The 20,475-nt window shown below is 72.7% G+C and carries 21 protein-coding genes; 8 read left to right on the top strand and 13 right to left on the bottom strand.

Translation table 11 applies throughout. The features are described from left to right. The first annotated feature begins 102 nt into the window (after positions 1-102). The gene (locus OG470_RS18405) at positions 103-2,259 is read left to right on the top strand and encodes an elongation factor G-like protein EF-G2 (protein ID WP_328425928.1); all 2,157 of its coding nucleotides are present in this window, start codon (positions 103-105) and stop codon (positions 2,257-2,259) included. 406 nt (positions 2,260-2,665) lie between these two features. On the opposite strand, the gene OG470_RS18400 is transcribed toward OG470_RS18405, so the two are convergent. After that, positions 2,666-3,724 (bottom strand): aldo/keto reductase, encoded by a 1,059-nt coding sequence (locus OG470_RS18400; protein WP_328425926.1) that lies wholly within the window; start codon positions 3,722-3,724, stop codon positions 2,666-2,668. A gap of 98 nt (positions 3,725-3,822) precedes the next feature. On the opposite strand from OG470_RS18400, the gene OG470_RS18395 reads away from it, so the two are divergent. Beyond that, positions 3,823-4,305 carry a hypothetical protein gene (locus OG470_RS18395; RefSeq protein ID WP_328425924.1) on the top strand — a complete coding sequence of 161 codons (483 nt, stop codon included), beginning with the start codon at positions 3,823-3,825 and terminating at the stop codon, positions 4,303-4,305. 37 nt (positions 4,306-4,342) lie between these two features. On the opposite strand, the gene OG470_RS18390 is transcribed toward OG470_RS18395, so the two are convergent. After that, the gene (locus OG470_RS18390; RefSeq protein ID WP_328426448.1) at positions 4,343-4,855 is read right to left on the bottom strand and encodes an HIT family protein; all 513 of its coding nucleotides are present in this window, start codon (positions 4,853-4,855) and stop codon (positions 4,343-4,345) included. A gap of 177 nt (positions 4,856-5,032) precedes the next feature. Between OG470_RS18390 and OG470_RS18385 the strand changes: the two genes are divergently transcribed. After that, positions 5,033-5,761: a D-Ala-D-Ala carboxypeptidase family metallohydrolase gene (locus OG470_RS18385; protein ID WP_328425922.1), complete on the top strand. Its 729-nt coding sequence runs from the start codon at positions 5,033-5,035 to the stop codon at positions 5,759-5,761. Positions 5,762-5,875: 114 nt separating this feature from the next. Here the strand turns inward: OG470_RS18385 and thrS are convergent, their stop codons facing one another. Further along, the gene (thrS, locus tag OG470_RS18380) at positions 5,876-7,885 is read right to left on the bottom strand and encodes a threonine--tRNA ligase (RefSeq protein WP_328425920.1); all 2,010 of its coding nucleotides are present in this window, start codon (positions 7,883-7,885) and stop codon (positions 5,876-5,878) included. Positions 7,886-8,105: 220 nt separating this feature from the next. Here thrS and OG470_RS18375 point away from each other — a divergent pair, with 220 nt between their 5' ends. Continuing rightward, positions 8,106-9,059 (top strand): DUF1775 domain-containing protein, encoded by a 954-nt coding sequence (locus OG470_RS18375; protein WP_328425918.1) that lies wholly within the window; start codon positions 8,106-8,108, stop codon positions 9,057-9,059. Positions 9,060-9,093: 34 nt separating this feature from the next. On the opposite strand, the gene OG470_RS18370 is transcribed toward OG470_RS18375, so the two are convergent. Then, a complete protein-coding gene (locus OG470_RS18370) occupies positions 9,094-10,014 on the bottom strand; it encodes an ADP-ribosylglycohydrolase family protein (protein WP_328425916.1) in 921 nt (306 codons plus the stop codon). 73 nt (positions 10,015-10,087) lie between these two features. On the opposite strand from OG470_RS18370, the gene OG470_RS18365 reads away from it, so the two are divergent. Next, positions 10,088-10,777 (top strand): response regulator transcription factor, encoded by a 690-nt coding sequence (locus tag OG470_RS18365; protein ID WP_328425914.1) that lies wholly within the window; start codon positions 10,088-10,090, stop codon positions 10,775-10,777. 14 nt (positions 10,778-10,791) lie between these two features. After that, complete coding sequence (locus OG470_RS18360; RefSeq protein WP_328425912.1) at positions 10,792-12,207, top strand: HAMP domain-containing sensor histidine kinase; 1,416 nt, start codon at positions 10,792-10,794, stop codon at positions 12,205-12,207. Between the two features lie 248 nt (positions 12,208-12,455). Here OG470_RS18360 and OG470_RS18355 read toward each other — a convergent pair whose 3' ends face one another. Together OG470_RS18355 and OG470_RS18350 are read right to left on the bottom strand one after the other, a co-directional pair. Beyond that, a complete protein-coding gene (locus tag OG470_RS18355; RefSeq protein ID WP_328425911.1) occupies positions 12,456-13,481 on the bottom strand; it encodes an adenosine deaminase in 1,026 nt (341 codons plus the stop codon). Further along, positions 13,478-14,272 carry a trans-aconitate 2-methyltransferase gene (locus OG470_RS18350; protein ID WP_328425909.1) on the bottom strand — a complete coding sequence of 265 codons (795 nt, stop codon included), beginning with the start codon at positions 14,270-14,272 and terminating at the stop codon, positions 13,478-13,480. Before OG470_RS18350 ends, OG470_RS18355 begins: the two co-directional genes overlap by 4 nt. 83 nt (positions 14,273-14,355) lie before the next feature. Between OG470_RS18350 and OG470_RS18345 the strand changes: the two genes are divergently transcribed. After that, positions 14,356-15,339 (top strand): aldo/keto reductase, encoded by a 984-nt coding sequence (locus tag OG470_RS18345; protein WP_328425907.1) that lies wholly within the window; start codon positions 14,356-14,358, stop codon positions 15,337-15,339. Between the two features lie 94 nt (positions 15,340-15,433). Then, positions 15,434-15,628, top strand: coding sequence for a hypothetical protein (locus tag OG470_RS18340; protein ID WP_328425905.1), 195 nt, complete (start codon positions 15,434-15,436; stop codon positions 15,626-15,628). 148 nt (positions 15,629-15,776) lie between these two features. Here OG470_RS18340 and OG470_RS18335 read toward each other — a convergent pair whose 3' ends face one another. The 7 genes from OG470_RS18335 to OG470_RS18305 form a co-directional block, all read right to left on the bottom strand. Then, positions 15,777-15,980, bottom strand: a complete 204-nt coding sequence (locus OG470_RS18335) for a cold-shock protein (protein WP_007458127.1) — start codon at positions 15,978-15,980, stop codon at positions 15,777-15,779. Positions 15,981-16,269: 289 nt separating this feature from the next. Then, positions 16,270-16,542 carry a DUF4235 domain-containing protein gene (locus OG470_RS18330; protein WP_328425899.1) on the bottom strand — a complete coding sequence of 91 codons (273 nt, stop codon included), beginning with the start codon at positions 16,540-16,542 and terminating at the stop codon, positions 16,270-16,272. Beyond that, positions 16,539-16,913: a DUF3618 domain-containing protein gene (locus tag OG470_RS18325; protein WP_328425897.1), complete on the bottom strand. Its 375-nt coding sequence runs from the start codon at positions 16,911-16,913 to the stop codon at positions 16,539-16,541. The genes OG470_RS18330 and OG470_RS18325 overlap by 4 nt, the downstream gene beginning before the upstream one ends. After that, a complete protein-coding gene (locus OG470_RS18320) occupies positions 16,910-17,344 on the bottom strand; it encodes a phage holin family protein (RefSeq protein ID WP_328425896.1) in 435 nt (144 codons plus the stop codon). Before OG470_RS18320 ends, OG470_RS18325 begins: the two co-directional genes overlap by 4 nt. 332 nt (positions 17,345-17,676) lie before the next feature. Next, complete coding sequence (locus OG470_RS18315) at positions 17,677-18,873, bottom strand: mechanosensitive ion channel family protein (RefSeq protein ID WP_328425894.1); 1,197 nt, start codon at positions 18,871-18,873, stop codon at positions 17,677-17,679. 82 nt (positions 18,874-18,955) lie between these two features. Then, positions 18,956-19,777, bottom strand: a complete 822-nt coding sequence (locus tag OG470_RS18310; protein ID WP_328425892.1) for a DUF1206 domain-containing protein — start codon at positions 19,775-19,777, stop codon at positions 18,956-18,958. Between the two features lie 59 nt (positions 19,778-19,836). Then, complete coding sequence (locus tag OG470_RS18305) at positions 19,837-20,202, bottom strand: hypothetical protein (RefSeq protein WP_328425890.1); 366 nt, start codon at positions 20,200-20,202, stop codon at positions 19,837-19,839. Between the last annotated feature and the right edge of the window lie 273 nt (positions 20,203-20,475).

Here is a 20,475-nt window from a genome sequence, read left to right as displayed (position 1 = left end):
CTGTGCAGCAGACCACCGGAGGATATCGCCGCGCACTTGCCTCGGGCCGCTTCCCGTCGCGCGGCGGTCGCCACCAACCACCGGCTGAGGGAGGTGCGCCCCATGGCGCAGAAAAGTCAGGAGAAGGGTCCCACCGGCGGCACGCCGGTGGTGACGGAACCCGGCACGGTTCGCAACGTGGTGCTCGTCGGGCACTCCGGAGCGGGCAAGACGACCCTGGTCGAGGCGTTGCTCGCGGCGACCGGCACGATCAGCCGGGCCGGCAACGTGGTGGACGGCACCACGGTCGGCGACCACGACCCGGCGGCCGTCCGCCAGCAGCGCTCGGTGAGCCTGTCCTGTGCGCCCCTGCTGCACGACGACATCAAGGTCAACCTGCTCGACACCCCCGGGTACGCCGACTTCGTCGGTGAGTTGCGCGCCGGCCTGCGGGCCGCCGACGCCGCGCTCTTCGTCGTCTCCGCCGTCGACGGGATGGACGCGGCCACCGCGGCGCTCTGGGAGGAGTGCGCGGCGGTCGACATGCCCCGGGCCGTCGCGGTCACGCGGCTGGACCACCCACGCGCCGACTTCGACAACGCGGTGGCGCTCTGCCAGCGGGTCTTCGGCGACAACGTGATGCCGCTCTACCTGCCGATGCTCGGCGACGACGGAGTCTCCACCGTCGGCCTGCTCGGCCTGATCACCCGCCGGGTCTTCGACTACACCGCCGGGCTTCCCGCAGACGTACGCGATCCGGACCCGGAGCACCAGCCGGCCATCGACGAGTCCCGCAACGAGCTGATCGAGGGGATCATCGCCGAGAGCGAAGACGAAACCCTGATGGACCGCTACCTCGACGGCGAGGAGATCGGCACCGAGGTGCTCATCGAGGACCTGGAGAAGGCGGTCGCCAGGGGCCACTTCTACCCGGTGATGCCGGTCTGCGCGGAGACCGGCGTCGGGCTGGACGCGCTGCTGGAGGTGCTGACCGCCGCGTTCCCGTCGCCGCTGGAGCACGAACTGCCGGCGGTGACCGGCGTGGACGGCTCACCGCGCCCGCCGCTGACCTGTGACCCGGACGGGCCGCTGGTCGCCGAGGTGGTCAAGACCACCGTCGACCGGCACGTCGGGCGGGTCTCGCTGGTCCGGGTCTTCTCCGGCACCCTGCGCCCCGACCAGACCGTGCACGTCTCCGGGCACGGCATGGCTGAGCGCGGGCACCCCGACCACGACGCCGACGAGCGGGTCGGCCACATCTACACCCCGCTGGGCGCCACCCTGCGCGAGGTGTCGCTCTGCGTGGCCGGCGACATCTGCGCGATCACCAAGTCGGGCAGCGCCGAGACCGGCGACACCATCTCGGCCAAGGACGACCCGCTGCTGATCGCGCCGTGGGAGATGCCGGAGCCGCTGCTGCCGGTGGCGATCGTCGCCAGGAGCCGCGCCGACGAGGACGCGTTGGCCCGCAACCTGGCCCGACTGGTCGCCGGTGACCCCACGCTGCGGCTGGAGCGCAACCCGGAGACCCACCAGCTGGTGCTCTGGTGCATGGGCGAGGCGCACGCGGACGTGGTGCTGGACCGGCTGCGGGCCGGCGGCGTGGAGCTGGACACCGAGCCGGTCCGGGTGTCACTGCGCGAGACGCTGACCGTGCCGGCGAAGGGGCACGGCCGGCACGTCAAGCAGTCCGGCGGCCACGGCCAGTACGCGGTCTGCGACATCGAGGTGGAGCCGCTACCCCGGGGCGGCGGCTTCGAGTTCGTCGACCGGGTGGTCGGCGGCGCCGTGCCCCACAACTACATCCCGTCGGTGGAGAAGGGCGTCCGCGCCCAACTGGAGCGCGGCCTGGTCGCCGGCCAACCGGTGGTGGACCTGCGGGTGACCCTGGTCGACGGAAAGGCGCACAGCGTCGACTCCTCCGATGCGGCCTTCCAGACCGCTGGCGCCATGGCGCTGCGCGACGCCGCCGAGCGGGGCCAGCCGGCGCTGCTGGAGCCGATCGACGAGGTGACTATCCGGGTGCCGGACGGCTCGGTGGGCGCCGTGATGGGCGACCTGTCCGGCCGGCGCGCCCGGGTGCTCGGCACCGAGCCGGACCAGGACGTCGAGGGCCGCACCCTGGTCCGCGCCGAGGTGCCGGCCAGCGAGCTGCTCCGCTACGCCGTCGAGCTGCGCTCGATGACCGCCGGCACCGGCACCTTCCGCCGCCACTTCGTCCGCCACGACCCCATGCCCGCCCACCTGGCCGACCAGGCCCGCAAGGAACAAACCCCCTAACCCCGCGCCCGCCCCGCCCACCGCAACTCCATGATTGGGTGGAGCGGCCGGCAGGGGCGGGTGGGCTTCACCATGCTTAGGCCCTGTCGAGCTGCCCCAGATTTGGGGCAGAGCTGCCTACGCGCACGGAGACCCTGACGGAAGCACCACCCCGGACTTCGGGGCAGAGCTCCCGGCGCTCACAAAGACCCTGACGGAGGCGCTGCCCCAGATCTGGGGCAGCTCGACAGCGAACAGCACCGGCAACAGTGCGAGCGCAGGCCCGGGTCAAGGGTCCGTGATGGGGTCAGTAGGACGAGCCGACAGCGAACAGCAACAGCGCGTGCCCGGGTCAAAGGGTGCATGGTGGGGTCGGTAGGGCGAGCCGACGGCGGACAGCACCGGCGACGGGGGGGCGGGGCCCGGGTCAGGGGTGCGTGGTGGGGTGGGTGGGGCGGGGCCAGTGGGGGCGGTCGGCGTCCCGAAGGGCGGCGGTACGTAGGGCGGCCAGCTGGCGCTCCACCTCGGCGAACTGGTCCGGCGGCAGTGGACCCAGGTGCAGAGCGGCGGCGTTCTCCTCGACCTGGGCGACGGTACGGCAGCCGGGGATCGGGATGGTGCGCCCACTGCGCGCCCAGATCCAGCCCAGCGCCCCCTGCGTCAGGGTGCGCCCGTCGGCGGTGAGCGCGGCGCGTACCGCCCCGACCCGGCGCAGCCACTCCGGTGCCGGCCGGCCACCGCGGAACCACTCCAGCCAGCCCGGGGTCAGCCCGCGCACGTCGTCGCGGGGCAGCGTCGAGGCGGCCGAGTACTTGCCGGTGAGCAGCCCCATCCCCAGCGGCCCCCGGTTGACGCTGGCCAGGTCGTACTTGTCGCAGACGGCGAGCAGCTCGGGGGCGTCGCGCAGCACCGACAGGGTGTGCTGCACGGCGGTGGCACCGGCGGCGGCGTGCCCGAACGCGGTGGCCCGGTCGGGGCGATCGGTGCTCCACCCGTACGCCCGGATGAGGCCTTCGGTCACCAGGTCCTCGCAGGTGCCGATCAGGGCTTCCGCCCGGGGCACCGGCAGGTCGGCCAGGTGCAGTTGGTAGAGGTCGATCCGGTCGGTGTCCAGCCGGCGCAGCGAGTCGGTCACCGCCCGCCGCAGGTATGCCGGCGACGCGTCCTCCCCGGTTGCCTGCCGGCTCGCCTCGTCGAAGGTGTAGCCCCATTTGGTGGCGATCACGGCCTCGTCGCGTCGGCCGGCGAGCGCCCGGCCGAGCACCCGCTCCCCGTGCCCGGCGCCGTAGGTGTCGGCGGTGTCGAAGAGGGTGACGCCCAGGTCGAGCGCCCGGCGTACCGCTCGGGCCGACTCGTCGTCGTCGACCGCGCCCCAGCCCAGCGGCTGGGTGCCCTCCGCCCAGGGGCCGCCGATCGCCCAGCACCCCATGCCGAGGGCGCTGACCTCGATGCCGCTGCGCCCCAACGTCCGTGTCGTGACTGCCATCGAACGATCGTGCCACCTCCACCAGCGCGGGGCGTAGCACTTCCCGAGCCGGGGACGCCGGGGCGCGGCGTCCGCTGCGGTGCGGCATGATCGGCCCCATGCGGCGGTTGGGTGTGGACATCGGCGGCGTGATCATCGAACCGGCCGACGAGGACGCCGACACGTCCTTCTTCGGCGAGCACTACCTGCGTACCCCCAGCGTCGACGGGGTTTTCGATGCGCTCGGCGCGCTCGGTCCGGTGTTCGACGAGGTGCACCTGGTCTCCAAGTGCGGCGAGTCCACCGAGCGGCGGACCCGGGAGTGGCTGGCTCACCATGACTTCCCGGCCCGCACCGGCATCCCCGTCGAGCGGGTGCACTTCTGCCGTACCCGGCCGGCCAAGGCGCCGATCGCCCGGCGGCTCGGGCTGACGCACTTCGTGGACGACAAGCTGGAGGTGCTCGGCTACCTCGACTCGGTGCCGCACCGCTACCTGTTCCGGCCCCGCCCGGCGGAGGTGGCCGCGCACGCCGCGCTGCTGCCGGGCGTACACCGGGTGCAGAGCTGGGCGGAGCTGACCGCCGTGCTGCGCGCCGGCTGACCGCGCCGGGGCGCTGGCCGCGTGGCGGTCCGGCGGGTCAGGACGGCCAGGCGCGGGCGATCAGGTCGCGGGTGTCGCCGAGCAGTTGCGGCAGGACCTTGGTCCGGCCGATCACCGGCATGAAGTTCGCGTCGCCGCCCCAGCGCGGCACGACGTGCTGGTGCAGGTGCGCTGCGATGCCGGCGCCGGCCACCCCGCCCTGGTTCATCCCCAGGTTGAAGCCGTGCGCGTTGCTCACCTTGCGGATCACCCGCATCGCGGTCTGGGTGTACGACGCCAGCTCGATGGTCTCCGCGACGTCGAGCTCGGTGTAGTCGGCGACGTGCCGGTACGGGCAGACCAGCAGGTGCCCCGGGTTGTACGGGTAGAGGTTGAGCACCGCGAACACGTGCTCGCCGCGGGCCACCACGAGGCTCTCCTCGGGCGGCAGCCCGGGGCCCCGGCAGAACGGGCAGCCGGTGGGCTTCTCGTAGCCCTCGGCCGGGCGGTCCTCGCCGGAGATGTAGGTCATCCGGTGCGGCGTCCAGAGCCGCTCCTGGCCGTCCGCCATGCCGCCGATGTCCGTGTGCCGTTCCGCCCCTGTCACGAGCCGATCCTACGGAGCCGCCCGGGACGGCTGCGACACCCGCCGCTGGGAAACTCCATTGCTGGAAGTTATTGACGGATCGAGACCTAGATCTGAAGATTCCATGCATCCAGATACTTCCATGTACTGATGGAGGGTTTCATGATCCGACGGCTCGGCAGGTTCCTCGCGGCACTTGCGCTGACCGCCGCCACCACAGTGGCCGGCTTCACCGTCTCCGCCGGCCCGGCGCACGCCGACGGCTGCTACACCTGGGGTCGCGCCCTGTCCCAGGGGATGACCGGCGAGGACGTCCGGCAACTCCAGATCCGGGTCGCCGGCTACCCCGGCTACGGCGCCGTGCTCACCCTCGACGGCTCGTACGGTCCGGCCACCCGGTCCGCGGTGATCCGCTTCCAGCAGGCGTACGGGCTGAGCGCGGACGGCGTCGCCGGCCCGCAGACCTTCAACCGGCTGTACGCGCTGCAGGACGACGACTGCACCCCGGTCAACTTCAGCTATGCCGAGCTGAACAACTGCAACAGCACCTGGGCCGGCGGCGCGGTCTCGGCGAGCACCGCGCGGTTCAACGCGCTCGTCTCGATGTGGAAGCTCCAGGCCCTGCGGCACGCCCTCGGGGACGTGTCCATCGCGATCAGCAGCAGCTTCCGCAGCTATGCCTGCAACAGCGCGGTCGGCGGGGCGTCAAACAGCCGGCACCTGTATGGCGACGGGGTGGACCTGGTCGGGTCCCCGTCGTTCTGCCGGCTGGCCCAGCAGGCCCGCTACCACGGCTTCGGGCAGATCCTCGGCCCCGGCTACCCGGACCACAACGACCACACCCACGTGGCGGCGGTCGGCGGCTGGTCGGCGCCGAACTGCGGCATCTGACACCTGGGCGTCCGCCCGAGATCGCGCTCGCACACGGAAGTAATGGCCTCCCCGACGCGGGGAGGCCATTACTTCATGGATCGAGCACGATCATGGGCGATCGCGACCGGCCCGCTACTCCGCGGCGGCGGAGGGGCCGATGTTCGTACGGGACGTCACCACGTCGAGGACGTGCGACACCGCCTCGGCGATCGGCACCCCGTTGCGCTGGGAGCCGTCGCGGTAACGGAAGGAGACCGTGCCGGCGGCCACGTCATCGTCGCCGGCGATCACCATGAACGGGATCTTCTGCTGCTGGGCGGTCCGGATCTTCTTCTGCATCCGGTCGTCACCCGCATCGACCTGCGCCCGGATCCCCTCGGCCCGCAGCGCCGCGACGAAGCCGTGCAGGTAGTCGGTGTGGTCCTCGCGGATCGGGATGCCGACCACCTGCACCGGGGCCAGCCAGGCCGGGAACGCCCCCGCGTAGTGCTCGGTCAGCACCCCGAAGAACCGCTCGATCGAGCCGAACAGCGCCCGGTGGATCATGACGGGTCGCTGCCGGGTTCCGTCGGCGGCCTGGTACTCCAGCTCGAACCGCTCCGGCTGGTTGAGGTCGACCTGGATGGTGGACATCTGCCAGGTCCGGCCGATCGCGTCCCGGGCCTGCACGGAGATCTTCGGACCGTAGAACGCCGCACCGCCCGGGTCGGGCACCAGCTCCAGGCCGGAGGTGGCGGCGGTGCTGCGCAGCGCCTCGGTCGCCTCCGCCCAGTCCTCGTCGCTGCCGATGAACTTGGGCGAGTCATCCCGGGTGGACAGCTCCAGGTAGAAGTCGTCCAGCCCGTAGTCGCGCAGCAGGTCCAGCACGAAGCTGAGCAGCGTGGACAGCTCGCCGGCCATCTGCTCGCGGGTGCAGTAGATGTGCGAGTCGTCCTGGGTCAGGCCCCGGACCCGGGTCAGGCCGTGCACGACGCCGGACTTCTCGTACCGGTAGACCGTGCCGAACTCGAACAGCCGCAGCGGCAGCTCCCGGTACGACCGCCCGCGCGACCTGAAGATCAGGTTGTGCATCGGGCAGTTCATCGCCTTGAGGTAGTAGTCCGCGCCCTCCAGCTGCATGGGAGGGAACATCGTGTCCGCGTAGTACGGCAGGTGCCCGGAGGTGTGGAAGAGCTGCGCCTTGGTGATGTGCGGGGTGTTGACGAACTCGTACCCCGCCTCCTCGTGCCGCCGCCGCGAGTAGTGCTCCATCTCCCGGCGGATGATGCCGCCCTTGGGGTGGAAGACCGCCAGGCCGGAGCCGATCTCGTCGGGGAAGCTGAACAGGTCCAGGTCCGCGCCGAGCTTGCGGTGGTCGCGCCGGGCGGCCTCCTCCAGCAGCTTCAGGTACGCCTTCAGCTCGTCGCGGGTCGGCCACGCGGTGCCGTACACCCGCTGGAGCTGCGGGTTCTTCTCCGACCCGCGCCAGTACGCGGCGGCGGAGCGCATCAGCTTGAACGCGCCGATCAGCCGGGTGTTCGGCAGGTGCGGGCCCCGGCACAGGTCCGACCAGCAGACCTTGTCCTCCTTGGCGTCGAGGTTGTCGTAGATCGTCAGCTCGCCGCCGCCGACCTCCATCACCTCGTCGGTGTCCAGGCCCTCGCCCTTGACCTCGATCAACTCCAGCTTGAAGGGCTCGTCGGCCAACTCGGCGCGGGCCTCGTCCAGGCTGCCGAAGCGGCGGCGGCGGAACCGCTGCCCGGACTTGACGATCTCCTGCATCCGCTTCTCGACCTTGCCGAGGTCGTCGGGCTGGAACGGCTTGTCGACGTCGAAGTCGTAGTAGAAGCCGTTCTCGATCGGCGGCCCGATGCCCAGCTTGGCCTCGGGGAAGATGTCCTGCACGGCCTGGGCGAGCACGTGCGCGGTGGAGTGGCGCAGCACGGTGAGCCCGTCGGGCGAATCCAGGCTGACCGGCTCGACGACGGTCTCCTCGGCCGGCGACCAGTCCAGGTCGCGCAGTCGACCCTCCGGGTCGCGGACCACGACGATCGCCTTGGGGCCGTTCGCGGGCAGTCCGGCCGCGGCCACCGCGTCGGCCGCCGTGGTCCCGGCGGCGACGACGACGGGGTCGGCCACGGCGGGGGTACGGGGTGCGGACACGGTGACTCCTCCAAGTGGTACGAAACGGTGCCGATCCTCGGCCCCTGCCGATGTTATCGGTCCACCCACCCGGGCCAAGGAAGGGCACCTTCTTAACGCCTGCGGTAGCCGAAGGCCCCTTCCGCTACCGCAGGCGTTGAACCTTTTGGCGCTCGGAGCCGAACTAGGAGGTGTGGCCGGAAACCGGTGCCGGTCGCGTCGACACGGATGGGGGCACGAGATGGCGAGCACGCACGGCGGTGGCCGTCGGCAGCGGATCGCGGCGGTGACCGCGCTGACCGCCGCCGGGCTGCTGCTCGGATGGCCCGGCACGGCGCACGCGGCGGACGTGACGACCACTCCGACCGAGGCCCGGCAGGGCGACGCGGTGCGGCTGGAGTTCACCGTGCCGGAGGAGCGCGCCGGCACCACGACCCGCCAGATCGAGGTCCGGTTGCCGGCCGACGCGCCGGTGGCCGAGGTCTACCCGATGTCGGTGACCGGCTGGGCTCCCCGGATCAGCTCCCGCACCCTGGACAAGCCGGTGGCCGGCATCCACTCCACCGGGGTGAGCACGGTGACCACCGGGGTGACCTGGATCCGGGTCGGCAAGGGCGAGCCCGGCCCGGCCCGGCTTGCGCTGTCCATGGGTCCGCTGCCGCAGGCCGAGCGGCTCACCTTCGAGGTGGTCCAGACGTACGCCGACGGCACGGTGGTCCGCTGGGCGGACGCCAGCGGCGCCCACCGGGCCCCGGTGCTCACCCTGCTGCCAGCGGCGGCCGGCGCGGCCGGCCCCGTCGGGCACGGTGGGCACGGCGCCCCGGCGGCCGGCGCGGGGGCCAACCCCGGCGTCGACGCGGAGCCGGCGGCGGACGGCGCGGGCGAGGAGTCGGGCAGCGCCGACGGGATGCTGGCCGCCGGGCTGCTGGCCGGACTGGGCGGCGGCGCGGCGATCGGCTGGCTGGTCAGCCGGTGGCGCCGGCGCGACCCGGCCGAGCGCGCGGCGCTGGCCGAGGTGACCGGCGGAGCAGACGACACGGCCGCACCGGCCGACCCGACGCCGGCGGCACCGGGTACGGCGGGGCCCGATGCCGCAGCACCCGCCGACACCGAGCCCGCCACGACGGCGCCCGATGCCACGGCACCCGCCGGCGCGGAGCCCGCCACGGCCGGCACCCCGGTCCGCGCCGGCTGACCCGCCACCGCGTCCGGAGCCGCTCGGCCGAGTGTCAGGGCGCCCAGGTGGGTAGCGGCTCGCGAGCGGCCAGCCACGGCTCGGGCACACCACCGGGCGTTCCGACGCCGGTGTACGCGGCCACCACCGCCCCGACGATGGCGGATGTGGTGTCCACATCCCCGCCGGCCTGCACGCAGACCCGGATCGCCGTCGGGTAGTCGTCCAGGTGGGTGGCGGCCACCCAGAGCGTGAACCCGACGGTGTCCTGGGCGGTCACCCGGGAGCCGTTGCCGAGCGCCGCGACCACCCGGGGCAGTGGGCGGCCGAGCAGCCCAGCCGCCCGATTCACACTCCGGTGCACCTCGGTGCCCGAGTCGATCTGGGCGGCGATCCCGGCGAGCAGCCGCTCCGGGGCCGGTCGGTGCCCGTCGAGGCGGGCCCGCGCAGCCAGTGCGGCGGCGACCGCCACCGCGACCGCACCAGCGATCCCCTCCGGGTGCGCGTGGGTCACCTCGGCCGAGGCGCGGGCCTGCGCGGCGGCGCGGGTGGTCGAGTCGGCGAAGTACGCGCCCAGCGGGCCGACCCGCATCGCCGCGCCGTTGCCGCAGGAGCCCTGGCCGTCGAAGGCGGACGCGGCGGCCACCGGCCACGGGGTGCCGGTGCGGATCAGCCGCAGGATCAGCATCGCGCCCGAGCCGTAGCCCCGCCGTGTCGCGCAGCGCTCGGCGAACGCCAGCGCCAGTCGGTCCCGGTCGATGCCGCCGGACTCGGCCAGCTCGGCGAGGACCGAGCACGCCATCTCGGTGTCGTCGGTCCACTCCCAGGGCGCCGGCGGCAAGGGGCCGGCGGCGAGATCCGCCGGTTGCGACCCCGGCAGGAAGTACTGCGCGCCGAGCGCGTCGCCGGTCGAGAGGCCGGCGAGGCTGTCCCGGGCGAGCGCCAGGCGGGCGTCGGCGAACAGAGTGAAGGACATCGTCGTACCAGCTTGCCCCCTTGCCAGGTACGTGGCAACGCGATCAACTTGCCACGCCAAGTACGGTCTTGGGGTGGCCTCCGTGCTCCTGGTCGAAGATGATCACGTCGTACGCGGCGCGATGCTCCGTTCCCTCGCCGACCGGGGGCACGCCGTGCACGCCGTGGGCACAGCACTGGACGCCCTGCGCCGGGTCGCCGCGGAGACACCCGACCTGGTGGTGCTGGACCTCGGCCTGCCCGACCTGGACGGCTCGGACGCGCTGCGGATGCTGCGCGGCATCACCGACGTCCCGATCATCATCGCCACCGCCCGGGACGACGAGCAGTCGGTGGTCAAGCTGCTGCGCGCCGGCGCCGACGACTACATGGTCAAGCCGTTCACCGGCGCGCACCTGGACGCCCGGATCACCACCGTGCTGCGCCGCGCCGGGCGGGCCAGCCGGACCGTGCAGCCCGCGGTACACACCGTCAGTGGGCTGCGGGTGGACGTCGGCGAGCGCAGCGCGCTGCTCGACGGGGAGCCGCTGGCGCTGACCCGCAAGGAATTCGACCTGCTGGCGTATCTCGCCGCACGACCCGGGCGGGTAGTGTCCCGCCGGGAGCTCTTGGAGGAGGTATGGCGGCAGCCATCGGTCGGCGAGGATCAGACCATCGACGTTCACCTGTACTGGCTCCGCCGAAAGATGGGCGAGTCCGCGGCGAAGCCGCGCTACCTGCGCACCGTGCGGGGGGTCGGGTTCCGGTTGGTGGCTCCGGACTGAGGACCGCGCTGGCCATGCTCACGGCCGGCATGTGCAGCCTCGTCGCGCTCGCCTTCCTGATCCCGCTCGGGCTGAGCCTGCGCGAGCAGACCCGGGACGAGGCGATCGCCGACGCGGCCCGGCGCAGCGCGCTGGTGACCGGGGCGCTGGCGGTGAGCACCGATCCGGCGGTGGTCGAGCGGGCCGTGGTGGCCAGCGCCGAGGGCGCACCCACTCGGCCGGTCGTGCACGGGCTGGGGCTCGACGAGTCCGCCGGCCGTGCCAGCGACGCCGACCTGGACCGGGCGCGTACCGACCGACGCTCGCTGGACGTCGACGTCGACGGCGGGGTGGTCCGACTGGACCCGGTGGTCCTCGGCGACCGGACCGCCGTGGTCGAGGTGTTCGTGCCCGACTCGGAGCTGGGCGAGGGCGCCGGCGGCACCTGGCTGCTGCTGCTCGCGGTCGGCGCGGCGATGGCCGTTGCGGCGGTGCTGGTGGTCGACCGGGTCGCCGCCCGCGCGGTGGACTCGACCCGGGGTCTGGTGAAGGCCGCACTCTCGATCGGTGACGGCGACCTGGGGGTACGCGTGGAGCCGACCGGCCCCCGCGAGCTGGCTGAGGCCGGGTACGCCTTCAACCGGATGGCCGACCGGCTGGACGCGGCCCGCACCGACGAGCGGGAGCTGGTGGCCGACCTGTCGCACCGGCTGCGCACCCCGCTGACCGTGCTGCGGCTGGACGCGGAGGCATTGGAGTCCGACGACACGAGCGTGGGTTCGTTCTCCGAGGCGGAGCTGGACCGGCGGCGCGGCATCCGGCGGATCCGCCAGGCGATCGTCACGCTGGAGGGTGAGATCGACGTGCTGATCAAGACCACCCGCAAGTCGGTGGCGCACGAGGCCGGGCCGGCGATGTGTGACGTCAGCGAGGTCGTCCGGGACCGGATGGTGTTCTGGGCGGCGTTGGCCGGCGACCAGAACCGGCCGCAACGGGTGAACGGCGCACAACTGCGCATCCCGGCGCCGGTGCCCCGCGCCGAGTTGGCCGCCGCGCTGGACGCGGTGATCGGCAACGTCTTCCGCTACACCCCGCAGGGCACGGCGTTCGAGGTGGCGGTGTCCCGCCGGGACGGCTATGTGGCGATCCGGATCGACGACGCCGGCCCCGGCATCGCCGACCCGGACCGGGCGCTGCGCCGGGGGACCAGCGACCAGGGCTCGACCGGGCTCGGCCTAGACATCGCCAAGCGGGTGGCGTTGCAGGCCAACGGGTCGGTGAGCATCGACCGGGCCCGGCTGGGCGGAGCCAGCGTGGTGATGCTGCTGGCCGACCCGGAGGCCACACCCCGGCAGGTCAGCCGGTTCGGCCTGGTCGGCCGGATGGCTCGGGACGCCCGGGACCAGAAGACCGGCCGTCGCTGGCCCCGGCAGCGCCCCACCGACAGCTGACCGGGCCGCCGGCCGGCCGGCGCGAACCGGCTGTCCGGGGCCGACTGTGCGCTGGCGCAAGTCTTCCTTAGATCGCGGTTAACGACCGTGGTCCAACGGCTGCGGGCTGTCAGGATCGAGGCACGAACCCACCAGTTCCACCGGCTGGCGCACCGTGTGCACCCACCGGCCGGTGGAGCCGCGCGCGCGGCGGGAGTCAGGTCCCCCCACACCCAAGCTCCCGCCGCGCGCCCTGCTCCCCGACCGGCTCAGCCGGCGGCGGTGGCGAGGTGGGCGTCGATCTCGGCCATGATCCGCTGCTTGCCGACCGGGTCCAGGAAGGACGCGGTCACCGCGTTGCGGGCCAGCCCTGCCAGCCCTTGCGGACCCGCCCCGAGCAGTCGGGCCGCCACCGCGTACTCGTCGTTGAGGGTGGTGCCGAACATCGGCGGGTCGTCGGAGTTGATGGTGACCAGCAGCCCGGCTTCGACCAGCTGGGGCAGCGGGTGCTCGTCGAGGTTGGCCACCGCCCGGGTCCGCACGTTGGACGTCGGGCAGATCTCCAGCCCGATCTGCCGCTCGGCCAGGTACGCGAGCAACTCCGGGTCCTGCGCGGCGGAGATGCCGTGCCCGATCCGCTCGGCGCCCAGCTCGTTCAGCGCGTCCCAGATCGTCTGCGGGCCGGTGGTCTCCCCGGCGTGTGGCACCGAGCGCAGCCCGGCCGCCCGGGCCCGGTCGAAGTAGGGCCGGAACTGCGGCCGGGGTACGCCGATCTCCGGGCCGCCCAGGCCGAAGCTGATCAGCCCCTCCGGGCGCTCCTCCAACGCGATGCGCAGCGTCTCCTCGGCCGCCGGCAGGCCGGCCTCACCCGGGATGTCGAAGCACCAGCGCAGGTCGAGGCCGAAGTCGACCGAGGCGCGCTTGCGGGCGTCCTCGATCGCCTCGCAGAACGCCGGCGCGGGGATGCCCCGGCGCACGTGCGAGTACGGGGTGATGGTCAGCTCCGCGTACCGGACCTGCTGGCGGGCCAGCTCCCGGGCCACCTCGTGGGTGAGGATCCAGACGTCCTCCGGGTCGCGGATGAGGTCCACGACGCTCAGGTAGACCTCGATGAAGTGCGCGAAGTCGCGGAACTCGAAGTAGTCGGCGAGCGCCGCCGGGTCGGCCGGGACCGGGGTGCGTCCCTCGTGCCGGGCGGCCAGCTCGGCGACGATCCGGGGGGAGGCGGAGCCGACGTGGTGTACGTGCAGCTCCACCTTGGGCAGGCCGGCGATGAAGGTGGACAGGTCGGTCACGGATTCTCCTCGGCAGGGTCGCCGGTACGGGCAACGACGAAGACGCGGCGGAACGGGAAGTACACCTGACCCTGCCGCGGCGGGTAGACGGCGGCGAGGCGTACCCCCAGCTCGGCCCGGAAGGCGGACCAGCCGGCGGCGTCGAGGGCCGCCCGGACCGGGCGCAGCGCGGTGCCCTCCATCCAGGCCAGCACCGGGTGGTCGGCGTCGGGCCGGGCCGGTAGCAGGTGCACGTAGGTAGTCTCCCAGGCGTCCACCGCGCAGCCGGCACCGGTCAGCAGCGCCGCGTAGTCGGCCGGGTCGTCGACCGGGTCGGCGCGCAGCAGCGGGGCCAGCTCGGCGCGCCAGGCCGGCCGGTCGGCGACCTCGCGCAGCGCCCGGTGTGATCCGGCGGCGAAGTTGCCCGGGACCTGCATGGCGAGCCAGGCGCCGGCGGGTAGCTCGGTGGCCCAGCGCCGCAGCAGCTCCTGGTGGCCGGGGACCCACTGGAGCACGGCGTTGGTCACCACCACGTCCTCGTCGCCGGCCGGCCGCCAGTCCCGCACGTCGGCGACGGCGAAGTCGACCGGGGCGTCCAGGGCGGCGGCGCGATCGATCATCTCCGGCGAGGAGTCGAGACCGATCACCCGGCTCACCGGCCAGCGCTCGGCGAGGGTGGCGGTGAGGTGGCCGGGGCCGCAGCCGAGGTCGACCACCGTCCGGGGCCGCTCGGCCGGGATCCGGGCGACCAGGTCGTGGAACGGCCGGGACCGCTCGTCGCCGTAGCGCAGGTACGTCGCCGGATCCCACATCGTCGCCTCCCAAACCGTACGTCCGTCTTATTTACCGTACGACTCGCCTGGCAGGTCGGCAACCCGATCACTAGGCTCGGGGAATGGAACAGCGCAGCTTCAACCGGCTCGGCCGGACCGTCGGGGTGGTCGGCCTGGGTGCCTGGCAGCTCGGCGCCGACTGGGGCACCGTCAGCGAGGACGACGCGATGGCGGTGCTGGCCGCCGCCGTGGACGCCGGGGTCACCTTCCTCGACACCGCCGACGTGTACGGCGACGGCCGCAGCGAGCAGCTGATCGGCCGCTTCCTGCGCTCCCGTCCCGACGCCGGGCTGACCGTGGCCACCAAGATGGGCCGCCGGGTCGAGCAGCGTCCGGAGGCGTACACCCTGGCCAACTTCCGGCAGTGGACGGACCGGTCCCGGGCCAACCTGGGGATGGACACCCTGGACCTGGTCCAGCTGCACTGCCCGCCCACCGCCGTCTTCGCCGACGACGCGGTCTTCGACGCCCTGGACACCCTCGTCGCCGAAAAGGCCATCGCCGGGTACGGGGTCAGCGTGGAGACCTGCGACCAGGCGCTCACCGCGATCGCCCGGCCCGGGGTGGCCAGCGTCCAGATCATCCTCAACGCGCTGCGGCACAAGCCGCTGGAGCGGGCGCTGCCGGCCGCCGCGGCGGCCGGGGTCGGCATCATCGCCCGGGTGCCACTGGCCAGCGGCCTGCTCTCCGGCCGGTACGACGAGCACACCGAGTTCCCGGCCGACGACCACCGCAACTTCAACCGACACGGCGCGGCGTTCGACGTCGGCGAGACGTTCTCCGGAGTCGACTTCGAGCGCGGGTTGGCCGCCGTACGCCGAATGGCGCCGCTGGTCGACGCGGACCGCACGATGGCGCAGTTCGCGCTGCGCTGGGTGCTGGACCAGGCCGGCGTCACCGTGGTCATCCCCGGCGCACGCGACGCCGATCAGGCCCGGCGCAACGCGGCCGCAGCCGACCTGTCGCCGCTCTCGGCCGACCAACTGGCCGGGGTGCGCGAGGTCTACGACGAGCTGATCCGCCCACAGGTGCACGACCGGTGGTGACCCGCGCACCCGGGGTGCTCGCGCCGCACCGCCCGGCGGGTAATGCTGGGAGCCCGGGGCGGCCCGCCGCCCGGCCCTGCGGAGAGGGGACGCGATGAGGGGTTGGCTTGCGCTCACCCTCGGCCTGCTGGCGATCGTGGTCGGTGCGGTGTGGACGGTGCAGGGCCTCGGCTACGTCAACGGCAGCGTGATGACCGACGAGCGGATCTGGGTGGTGATCGGCCCGCTCGTGGCGCTGGCCGGGCTGGTGGTGCTCTGGCTCGGCCTGCGGTCCCGCCGCCGACGCTGACCAGCGACGCCCGGTCCACAGTGGCGCCGGGAGCGGGCCAACCGGTCCCGGGCACGTGGAAAGCCCCGCATTCCGAAAGGAATACGGGGCTACACAACGACCCCTGGCCGGATCGTCCCCACTGGCCGGCGGGGGCCGGCCACACTACTCAGAGGGGACGGACCTGCTCAGCCTGCGGGCCCTTCTGACCCTGAGCGATCTCGAACTCCACCCGCTGGTTCTCCTCCAGCGAACGGTAGCCGCTGGTCTGGATGGCCGAGAAGTGGACGAACACGTCAGCACCCCCGCCGTCGACGGTGATGAAGCCGAAGCCCTTGTCAGCGTTGAACCACTTCACGGTTCCCTGCGCCATGTGTATCTCCTTCTAAAAACTGGTGGCCGTGCACGCCGTACGGCCGATTGGCCGTTTCGAGCAGCGGCGCCTGAGGCGGCCCCCACGAAGGAGACTTCTCTCAACCCACGCCATCTCGCAGCAGCGTGGACCAGCAAATCACGGACCCAAAAAGTCTGTCACGACCTCTCCGACGAATTTCTCCGACATGTGACCTGACGGATGTCTGAGATCGCTGGGCGGCGTGCGATGCCGTGCGAAAGGCCCCCTACCCGTCGATGCAGGTAGGGGGCCGAAGTCGCAGCGCTGGTCAGTCCGGCCAGCGGCCGGTCATCCGGCGGACGCCGACCGCTCCGCCCCGGTCCACGGCGGCCCGGACCACCGCGAAGATGGCCCCCTGCAACGCCGCGGCGGCCAGGATCTCGCCCCAGCCGCGATCCTCGTCGGTCGCGACGGGCGCCTCACCGTCACCCGCGGTGACCTTCCAGACCTGCCGGAAGATCGCGCCCGCCGCCGCACCGGCGGCGATACCCAACAGCACGCCGACCGGCCGGTACGCGGCCCTGCCGATGCCCTTGCTCACCTACGCCTCCCCCGCACGATCATCAGCACCACCACGGTGGCCACCGCACCGGCGGCGATGGCCGCCCACGGCACCGGGTTGCGTCGTACCAACTCGCCCTTTTCGTGCGCCTGGGCGCGCACCAGCTCGCCCTTTTCGTGTGCCTGCGCCCGCGCGTCCTCGGCGCGGCGCACGGCCTGCCCGCGGACCCGGGCCACGGTCTGCGCCGCCTGCTCGCGGAGCCGTTCCCGCGCCTGCTCGGCGGACTCCTTCAGGCGCGCCTTGACGTCGGCCTTGGCGGCCAACGCCTCCATCGTCTCGCCCAACTCCACCCGGGTGCGACGGATCTCCTCGCGGAGCGCCTCCGTGTCGCCGGTCCCGTTGCCCGTCATGACCGTCCCCTGTCCTTCACCGCGGCGGCGACGGTGTCCATGTCGGCCCGGAGGCTGCGGACCGTGGCCGCGGGAACCGGCGGGACCGCACGGCTCACCTGCTTCTTGCCCACCAGGGCAAGGATGCCGGCCAGCAGGAAGGCAGCCACCGCCACGATCAGCGCGGCGGCCCAGGCGGGCAGCACCAGGTCGAGCAGCAGGATCGCCGTGGCGACCAGCGCGCCCAGGCCGAAGAACGCCAGCGCTCCGCCGCCGCCGAACAGGCCGATCCCGATGCCGGCGTGCTTGCCCTTCTGGGTCAACTCCGCCCGGGCCAGCGCCAGTTCGTCCCGCACCAGACGGGAGACCTGCTCGGTGGCCCGCTGCACCAATTCGGCGGTGGAGGGCTCGCTCCCATTGTGGGATGTGCGGGCTTTCGCCACGTCAGCCATGCTGTCCTCCTTTCCTCATCACCGCGCTGTATGCCCGGAGTCGCCGCCCGTCAATCCTAAAGCGCGCCGACCCGGTCGCCGTTCCTGTTGTCCGGTTGCCACGCCGCCGACCTGGCGTCCGGCCGGCCCCGATCGCAGCAGAGACGTCCGGCAGCAGGTCCCCCACCTAAGCCCGACCAAACCTCCCGGACCGGACCACCCCCACCCCAACCTCTCCCCCACCCAGCCCTCGGCCCTCCGGCCCTCTGGCTCGCCGGCCCGTGATCATGAAGTTAGCGACGCGACACGCCGTCACGGCCGCCGATACCTCATGGATCAACGCGGACAAGGGGTTAGGGGCGGGGGGCGGGGGTTTCTTCGGGGCCGACGAAGGCTTCGCTGCGGGCGGCGCCGTCGTCGCTGCCGCCGAAGACGCGGGCGTCGTCGGGTACGTCGGTGTCGCCGGCCCGGCGCACCGGGCGCCGTGGCTGCACCCACTGCCAGGGCAGGTTGCTGCTGGCGTCGCCCAACTCGGTGCGCATCCGGGGCATCGCGATGGGGCGGTTGTCCCGGATCCAGGCCACCAGGTGTTCACGAACCAGGCAGCGCAGATCCCACAGGCTGCCCGCGTCGGCGGCGCTGACCAGCGCGCGCACCCGGACCGTCCCACCGGTGGCGTCGGTCACCTGTAGCACGCAGACCCGCCCGTCCCACAGGTCGGTGCCCTCCACCAGCCGGCGCAGTTCCTCCCGCATGGCCTGCACCGGCACCGCCCAGTCCACGTCGAACTCGGCGGTGCCGAGCACTGCGGCCTCGGTCCTGGTCCAGTTCTGGAAGGGCTTGCTGGTGAAGTACGAGGTGGGCAGGATCAGTCGCCGGTCGTCCCAGATCTGCACCACCACGTAGCTGAGGGTCAGCTCCTCGATCCGGCCCCACTCCCCCTCGACGACCACCACGTCGTCCAGCCGGACCGCGTCGCTGAAGGCGAGTTGCAGGCCGGCGAAGACGTTGCCGAGCAGGCTCTGGGCGGCCAGCGCTGCCACCACACCGACCACACCGGCGGAGGTCAGCACGCCGGCGCCGATGCCGCGCACGCTCGGGAACGTCATCAGCATCACGCCGACGGCCAGGACGACGATCACCGCGATGGTCAACCGGCGCAGCATCACCACCTGGGTCCGTACCCGCCGGGCGTGCCGATTGTCCGGTACGTCGACCCGGAACCGGGCCAGCGCGGTGTCCTCCACGACCACCAGCAGCGAGGCGACCAGCCAGGCCGTGGCGGCGATGACGCCGAGGATGAGCAGGTGCAGCAGCAGTTGACGCCAGCCCTCACCGACCGCGTACCCGGTGCTGAGGTGGACGGCGAACTGCACCGCGAGCACCGTGGCCGCGACCTGGAAGGGGCGGTGTGAATGGTCGGTCAGTTCGGTCATCAGCAGCGACCGGCGGCCGAACCGCCGGGTGGCCCGATGGACGACCTCGACCAGCAGCAGGGCGGCCGCCGCCGCGGCGAGCGCGGCGACGGCCGTTCCGAGGTAACTCTGCACGGGTGTGGTGCTCCCCTCCGGGCGCGCGACGGCGCTTCAGGCAAAAGCCCAATAGTGCCTGCGGTCTCCCGAATCGGCCAGTTCAGACCTTGCGGTACCGGGACTGGAGGAAGCAGTAGACGCCGAAGGCGGCGATGCCGAGGGCGACCAGGCTGAGCAGGAAGGTGCCGTAGGACTGCTCGCGCAGCGTGTGCAGCGCGGCGTCCAGGCCACGGGCCTTCTCCGGGTCGTAGTTCACCGCGGCCACGATCACCAGCAGGCCGGCGATGCCGTACGCGGTGCCCTTGGCGACGTACCCGGCGATGCCCAGCCGGCGGACCAGCTTGCGGGTCTTCGGGCTCATCTCGCCGGTCTTCAGGTGCTTCTCGAACCGCTTGACGACTCCGTAGATCACCAGGCCGACACCGATCGCGGCGAGCACCAGCCCGGCCAGGCCGACCAGCCAGCGACCGCCACTGGAGGTCATCAGCTTGCCGGTCAACGCCTCCTGCTGGTCGGCGCTGTTCGACTCGGCGTCCTTGAAGACCTTGAACGCGGTCCAGGCGAAGTAGAGGTAGACGACGGCCCGACCGGTCGAGGCAAGCCGCTCCACGACGCGTTCCTTGCCCCGCTCGGCGCGGTGCCCGACCGCCGCCTCCAGCGCCTGCCAGATCGCCATCGCGAGCAGGCCCACCGCGGTGGCGATGACCAGGACCTTGCCCAGCGGCTGTGCGGAGAGCGTGCGCAGCGCGCCGGACTGGTCGCCGTCGTCGCTCGACGTGCCGAACGCGATCTGCAACGCCAGCCAGGCGAAGAGCAGGTGCACGATGCCGTAGCCGATGAAACCGGCCCGGGCGAGGAGTTCCAGCCACCGGCTGTCCGCCGTACGGGAGGCGGTGGCTTCGGCGCTACGGGTAAGTGACATGGCGCCACAATCTCCGATTCCGGAGATCCCCAAACGTCGGCCACCGCCGCCCGCCCGGATCAGTTGCCCGGGTTGCGCGAAACGCGAATCTTGACCTGCTGGTCGGTGACGCTGTCCAGGGTGACCGCGAAGCCCCCGGCCTCGGTGGCCTGCTGTCCGGTGGTGAGGGTGAGCTGCTCGCCGGCGACCTCGACGGTCACCTGGTCGTTCTCTGCGCCGACCAGCTTGGCCTCGACGCCCAGGATGTTGGCGCTCGCGTCGACACCCCGCTCGAAGGTGACCGTGCAGGCGTCCAGCCCGCAGTCTGTGGAGGCGCCCTGCGAGCTGCAGCCGGCGAGCACGGCGAGGCCGAGCGCGAGTCCGGCGAACAGGCCGGCGGCGCGGCGGGTGGGGGTCAACGGGATGGTGGCGGGTGGGTTCGTCACCCGGTCAAGGGTACGAGACGCCCGCGAGGCGGGTCTCCGACGTCGAGCCCGGACGTGCGGGCCTGGTCGGGGCACCGGCTAGTGCGGTGGCCGCTAACGTTCGCCGGGTTGGTGAGTGGTTGGGAAGTTGTCGTACCGGTGGTGTTGGGTTCGGTTTGTGCCTCGCCGTCGGGATTCCGCTGCGCCGCGGGTCGTGTATCGCACGGCTCGGGTTGGGTTGCGGGTGACGCCAGGGCAGCGGCGGCGGTGTTTCGGCTTGCTGCGTTCGGGTGG

The organism is Micromonospora sp. NBC_00389, assembly GCF_036059255.1.
Taxonomy (GTDB): Bacteria; Actinomycetota; Actinomycetes; order Mycobacteriales; family Micromonosporaceae; genus Micromonospora.
Note: the sequence above shows the minus strand (reverse complement) of the source record. Positions and strands in the feature narration are given on the sequence as shown.

Excerpts from the sequence above, each read along its gene's own strand:
- OG470_RS18340 (WP_328425905.1), top strand. The coding sequence starts at position 15,434 with ATGAGGGGTTGGCTTGCGCTCACCCTCGGCCTGCTGGCGATCGTGGTC.
- OG470_RS18370 (WP_328425916.1), bottom strand. The coding sequence starts at position 10,014 with ATGTCCTTCACTCTGTTCGCCGACGCCCGCCTGGCGCTCGCCCGGGAC.
- OG470_RS18345 (WP_328425907.1), top strand. The coding sequence starts at position 14,356 with ATGGAACAGCGCAGCTTCAACCGGCTCGGCCGGACCGTCGGGGTGGTC.
- OG470_RS18310 (WP_328425892.1), bottom strand. The coding sequence starts at position 19,777 with ATGTCACTTACCCGTAGCGCCGAAGCCACCGCCTCCCGTACGGCGGAC.
- OG470_RS18375 (WP_328425918.1), top strand. The coding sequence starts at position 8,106 with ATGGCGAGCACGCACGGCGGTGGCCGTCGGCAGCGGATCGCGGCGGTG.
- OG470_RS18335 (WP_007458127.1), bottom strand. The coding sequence starts at position 15,980 with ATGGCGCAGGGAACCGTGAAGTGGTTCAACGCTGACAAGGGCTTCGGC.
- OG470_RS18405 (WP_328425928.1), top strand. The coding sequence starts at position 103 with ATGGCGCAGAAAAGTCAGGAGAAGGGTCCCACCGGCGGCACGCCGGTG.
- OG470_RS18400 (WP_328425926.1), bottom strand. The coding sequence starts at position 3,724 with ATGGCAGTCACGACACGGACGTTGGGGCGCAGCGGCATCGAGGTCAGC.
- OG470_RS18390 (WP_328426448.1), bottom strand. The coding sequence starts at position 4,855 with ATGGCGGACGGCCAGGAGCGGCTCTGGACGCCGCACCGGATGACCTAC.
- OG470_RS18385 (WP_328425922.1), top strand. The coding sequence starts at position 5,033 with ATGATCCGACGGCTCGGCAGGTTCCTCGCGGCACTTGCGCTGACCGCC.
- OG470_RS18350 (WP_328425909.1), bottom strand. The coding sequence starts at position 14,272 with ATGTGGGATCCGGCGACGTACCTGCGCTACGGCGACGAGCGGTCCCGG.
- OG470_RS18325 (WP_328425897.1), bottom strand. The coding sequence starts at position 16,913 with ATGACGGGCAACGGGACCGGCGACACGGAGGCGCTCCGCGAGGAGATC.
- OG470_RS18395 (WP_328425924.1), top strand. The coding sequence starts at position 3,823 with ATGCGGCGGTTGGGTGTGGACATCGGCGGCGTGATCATCGAACCGGCC.
- OG470_RS18360 (WP_328425912.1), top strand. The coding sequence starts at position 10,792 with ATGCTCACGGCCGGCATGTGCAGCCTCGTCGCGCTCGCCTTCCTGATC.
- OG470_RS18320 (WP_328425896.1), bottom strand. The coding sequence starts at position 17,344 with ATGGCTGACGTGGCGAAAGCCCGCACATCCCACAATGGGAGCGAGCCC.